Source organism: Streptomyces torulosus (genome assembly GCF_001419765.1).
GTDB lineage: Bacteria > Actinomycetota > Actinomycetes > Streptomycetales > Streptomycetaceae > Streptomyces > Streptomyces torulosus.
Window position 1 is genome coordinate 1 of the sequence record NZ_LIRK01000415.1, and the last position, 4,364, is coordinate 4,364.

Sequence of the window (4,364 nt, forward strand, 5' to 3'; positions counted from 1 at the left end):
CCCGGCTCCACCGGAACAATGCCGCGACGCTCCGCGTCACCGTTATCAGATTCGCTTCACCCCCGGCCTGAAGGCAGGAGCACTGCGAATGAATCCCAGTAGCCCCAGCAGCCCCGGTACACCCAACAGCCCCGGTAGCCCCAGTAGCCCCCGCGTCCCGACCATCGACCTGGCCCCCTGGTTCGACGGTGACGAGGAGGACCGGGCCCGGATCGCGCGGACCGTCGACGAGGCGCTCCAGACCGCCGGGTTCCTCCTGGTGACCGGGCACGGCGTGGACCCGGCGCTCCGGACGCGCGTGCGGGAGGCGGCGCGGACCTTCTTCACGCTGCCCGCGGAACGCAAGAGGGCGTACGAGGTGAAGGTCGGCGGGAGGGGGTGGCTGGGGCCGGGGGCCGAGGCGAACGGCTACGCGGAGGGGACCGAGACCCCTCCGGACCTGAAGGAGTCGCTGACGTTCGCGACGCACGAGCCGTTCGAGGACCCGGTGGTCAACGCGGAGTGGTACCAGCCGAACGTCTGGCCGACCGAGGTGCCGGAGCTGCGGCCGCTCTGCGAGGAGTACCTGGATCGGATGGGCGAGCTGGAGCGGCATCTGCTCACCCTGCTCGGCGACGCGCTCGGCCTCGAACGGGACTTCTTCGCCCGGCACATGAGCCATCCGACCTACGGCTTCAACATCAACTGGTACCCGGGCCGGGACGTCCTCGGCGACCCCGCACCCGGCCAGTTCCGGATCGGCCCGCACACCGACTTCGGCACGGTCACGATCCTCGACCGGCAGGCCGGCAAGGGCGGGCTCCAGGTGTACACGGACGACGGCGGCTGGGAGGACGCGCCGTACGACCCGGCGGCCTTCACCATCAACATCGGTGACCTGATGGCCCGGTGGACCGGTGACCGCTGGCGCTCGGGGCGGCACCGCGTGCTGCCGCCGCCGGCCGACGAGCCGGCCGAGGAGCTGATGTCGCTGGTCTACTTCGGCGAGTGCACGCCGGGCACGGTCGTGGAGTCGGTGCCCGCCCCGGTCGGGCGGGTCGCGTACCCGCCGGTCGACTCGCACGTCTACCTGCGGGAGAAGCTCGACGCGATCACCGTGGGCTGACCGGGGCCGCCGTCCCGCCCGGCCGCTTCGACACACGGGCGGGACGGGGCGTCGGGGATCCGGCCGCCGGCCGGAGATGCGGCTCCCATGGAACCAGCCGGAGATCAGAACCGGATCGGAGCGGGATCGGAGCAGGATCAGAACCGCGGCGGAAAGTGCTCGGAGGTCCCCTTCGGCGTCCACTTGTATCGAGCGTTTGACACAACGCCCCGGCCGGGCCATCTTGTATCCACAACTTGGTACAAGACGATCCGGGGGGATCTCCACATGCTCGACAGTGCCCCGCTCCCGTACCGGCTGCTCGAACACGCCGATCATGTCGCCCGCTGGTCCGGGCTGGCCGTCGGCGTGGTCGTGGCGCAGGCGGTCTCCACGCTGGGAGACGGAGACGTGGAGTTCGAGCAGCGCGTGGTGTTCTGCATCACGGCGTTCGGCCTGTGCGCGGTGGCCGGCGTCCTGCTCGCCGACGCCCTGACCCTGCGCCCCCAGGAGGCGGTCCGGACCGCGAGTCTCGCGCCGCGCCTGGTCAGAGACCATGTGCCACCGCGCATGGGCCCCCTGATCGCCCTCCAGGGCGTCTCCCTCGTGGCCCTGCTGGTGATCACCGCCGCCACCGCCTCCGTGGACCCCGACCGCGTCCTCAGCACGGGGAAGGTCGTCCACATCACCTGCAACGGGATGCGCGCGAGCCTCGGCCCGTGGCCCGGCCTCTACTACAGCCTCCCCATGTTCGGCGCGCTCGCCATAGCCACCCCCACCTGCGCCTGGGCCCTGCGCCGCATCGCCCACGGGCCGGGCGGGGACCAGCAGCGCCGCGACCGCGCGTGGGCGGTCACCGGGGCCTGGGGCCTGCTGGTGTCGAGCCAGCAGCTGTACGCCGTGCTGATGATCTCCGTCGCGCTGACCGAGACGGGCTGCGCCGGGGTGGTGGGCGCGCTCACCTTCTGGGTGTTCTACCCCCTGGCCCTGCTGAACCTGTTCACCCTCGTCTGGTCCCTGGTCACCGTGGTGGCCCCGAGGGCGGTCGAGGACGAGAAGCCCCTAGACGACACGGCAGCCTTCGACGACACGGCGGACCTCGACGACGAGCGCGCCGCCGAGGGGACGCTCCGCCGATGACCGACCCCGCCGTCCGCGTCGACACCACCAGCCAGGTACCGCCGTACGAGCAGATCCGCGCGCAGCTGGCCGCGCTGATCCGCACCGGCCGGCTGGTCGAGGGCGAACGGCTGCCGACCGTACGCCAGCTCGCCGCCGACCTCGGCCTCGCGCCGGGCACGGTCGCCCGCGCCTACCGCGAGCTGGAGGCCGGCGAGCTGATCCGCACCCGCCGGGGCGCGGGCACCCGGGTCGCCACCCTGCCGACCGGGCCGCGCACCCATGACGCCGACCAGCTCATCACCCTGGCCCGCGACTTCACATCGGCCGCGCGGGCGCTGGGCGCCGACACCGAGGACATCCTGACCGCCGTACGCGACGCGATGGCGTGAGGACGCCCCCCGGCGTGACGGCACCGGAAACACGTCAGGACGTCGTCCCCTCGCGGGGCACGTCCTCCTGCGCCTCGAACACCGCGTAGTCGCCGAAGGTGCGCCGGTAGCGCCGATGCCCGGTCTCCTGCGTGTGCCCGCGCAGCCACTCCTCCACGTCCGCCGGGCCGCTCCGCACGCCCGACCCCGCACCGCACTCCGTCTCGTCCCCCGACACGCACCGCGCCTCGTACTCCGGCTCCGCCGTCGGGTCCTGCGCGAGGACGTACGGCACGTACCGGAAGACCCGGCGGGTACGGGCGGCTCCGCCGTGGTCGCGCCGCTGGTGGTGCCGGAGCAGGACGTTCGCGTCCGTCTCCGCGCTCCCGTCGTACCGGGCCCGGGCCTCGTCCCGCCGCGCCGCCAACTCCGCGCACGCGGCGCAGCCGGGGACCGGAACGGGTGGGCGGCCCGGCTCGCCCTCGTCTCGCCGACGCACCCTCACACCCTCCTCTTCGTACGCCGGTTCGCCGCGCGTACCTGCGCGCCGATCCGCTCCGCCTGCGTCGCCGGCCGCAAGGCCGCCGGGTCCGCCTCCCACTCCCGGCCGCCGCCGACCGGTCGCAACAGCGCGTACGGGCCGACCTTGTCCCGGTACTCGCCGACCCGCCGCGTCATCGGGTCGTAGACAAGCTGTCCCTCTGGTTCCACATGCACTCCACAGCCCTGCCAGTAACTCTGGGTGTACACAGCGTCGCCGAGGGGAACGGTGGCAATCAACGCGGGACGTGTGGCACTGGGCCTTTGCCACGGAGGAGCACGAGGGGGACGCGGTGACGAGGCGGAACGCGGACGGAGCGGGCGGGGCCGGGAGCGCGGCCCTGTTCGGCGAGGTGCTCCGGCACTACCGCGAGGCGGCGCTGCTGACGCAGGAGGCGCTGGCGAGGGAGATCCCGTGCGACCGGTCGCAGGTGGCGAAGATCGAGGCGGGCACGAGGGTCCCGAGCGATCAGTTCGCGAAGCGGTGCGATGAAGTACTGGACACGGGTGGGGTGTTGACCCGGATGTGGGGCAAGATCGACTGGTATCCCGCCGTCCAGCATCCGGATTGGTTCGAGCGCCGGGTGAGGATGGACGGCGAGGCCACGTCCGTCCTGGCCTACCAGGCGAACGTCGTGCCGGGCCTGTTGCAGACAGAGGATTACGCGCACGCCCTGTTCTCCCGCCACATCACCGACCCCGACGAGGTCGAAGAGCGGGTGAAGGCGCGGCTGAGCCGACAGCAACGCTTCCTGGCCGAGGACGGCCCGCTCTTCGTCGCCGTACTGGACGAGAGTTGCCTGCGCCGCACGGTTGGGGACGCCCGCGTCATGCGGAACCAGTTCGCCCACCTGCTGGCGGCAGGGCGGCGCCCCAACATCCGCATCCAGATCGTCCCGTTCGACGTCCCCGAGATCGACCGTCCCAACACGTCGATGTCGCTGATCACTCTGCCTGACGGGAACGAGTGGGTGTACTCGGAGTCGCTCGACCTCGGTCACTTCAACGCTGATCCGACCGTCCTTGCGCAGCACCGCCGAACCTATGATGTGCTCAGGGCGGACGCTCTGTCGGCCCGCGAATCAGCCGCTCTGATCAGCGACTTGTTGGGAAGGTGTGAGCGCCATGAGCAGTCTGGACCTCGGCGCGGCGATATGGGTCAAGTCCAGCTACAGCGGCACCAACGGCGGCGACTGCATCGAGGTAGCCCCCGGTTTCCCCGGCGTCGTCCCCGTCCGGGACAGCAAGAA

General features: G+C 71.7%; 6 protein-coding genes and 1 pseudogene. 5 read left to right on the forward strand and 2 right to left on the reverse strand.

Annotated elements, in window-relative coordinates:
- The first annotated feature begins 88 nt into the window (after nucleotides 1–88).
- The 3 genes from AOK23_RS27110 (at nucleotide 89) to AOK23_RS27120 (ending at nucleotide 2,595) form a co-directional block, all read left to right on the forward strand.
- Entirely contained in the window at nucleotides 89–1,105 is a 1,017-nt protein-coding gene (locus AOK23_RS27110) for an isopenicillin N synthase family dioxygenase (RefSeq protein ID WP_055715244.1), read from the forward strand.
- 267 nt (nucleotides 1,106–1,372) lie between these two features.
- Entirely contained in the window at nucleotides 1,373–2,224 is an 852-nt protein-coding gene (locus tag AOK23_RS27115; protein WP_240496574.1) for a hypothetical protein, read from the forward strand.
- Nucleotides 2,221–2,595, forward strand: coding sequence for a GntR family transcriptional regulator (locus tag AOK23_RS27120; protein WP_055715245.1), 375 nt, complete (start codon nucleotides 2,221–2,223; stop codon nucleotides 2,593–2,595). Before AOK23_RS27115 ends, AOK23_RS27120 begins: the two co-directional genes overlap by 4 nt.
- A gap of 34 nt (nucleotides 2,596–2,629) precedes the next feature.
- Here the strand turns inward: AOK23_RS27120 and AOK23_RS27125 are convergent, their stop codons facing one another.
- Together AOK23_RS27125 and AOK23_RS47080 are read right to left on the reverse strand one after the other, a co-directional pair.
- A complete protein-coding gene (locus AOK23_RS27125; RefSeq protein ID WP_055715246.1) occupies nucleotides 2,630–3,073 on the reverse strand; it encodes a DUF7848 domain-containing protein in 444 nt (147 codons plus the stop codon).
- A gap of 2 nt (nucleotides 3,074–3,075) precedes the next feature.
- Entirely contained in the window at nucleotides 3,076–3,285 is a 210-nt protein-coding gene (locus tag AOK23_RS47080) for a hypothetical protein (RefSeq protein ID WP_055540979.1), read from the reverse strand.
- Between the two features lie 182 nt (nucleotides 3,286–3,467).
- Here AOK23_RS47080 and AOK23_RS27135 point away from each other — a divergent pair.
- Nucleotides 3,468–4,154, forward strand: a pseudogene (locus AOK23_RS27135) (helix-turn-helix domain-containing protein); the annotation flags it as partial.
- 85 nt (nucleotides 4,155–4,239) lie between these two features.
- Nucleotides 4,240–4,364 (forward strand): DUF397 domain-containing protein (locus AOK23_RS50325; protein ID WP_240496575.1); only part of this gene is annotated, 125 nt, incomplete at its 3' end.

Excerpts from the sequence above, each read along its gene's own strand:
- AOK23_RS27110 (WP_055715244.1), top strand. The coding sequence starts at position 89 with ATGAATCCCAGTAGCCCCAGCAGCCCCGGTACACCCAACAGCCCCGGT.
- AOK23_RS27120 (WP_055715245.1), top strand. The coding sequence starts at position 2,221 with ATGACCGACCCCGCCGTCCGCGTCGACACCACCAGCCAGGTACCGCCG.
- AOK23_RS27115 (WP_240496574.1), top strand. The coding sequence starts at position 1,373 with ATGCTCGACAGTGCCCCGCTCCCGTACCGGCTGCTCGAACACGCCGAT.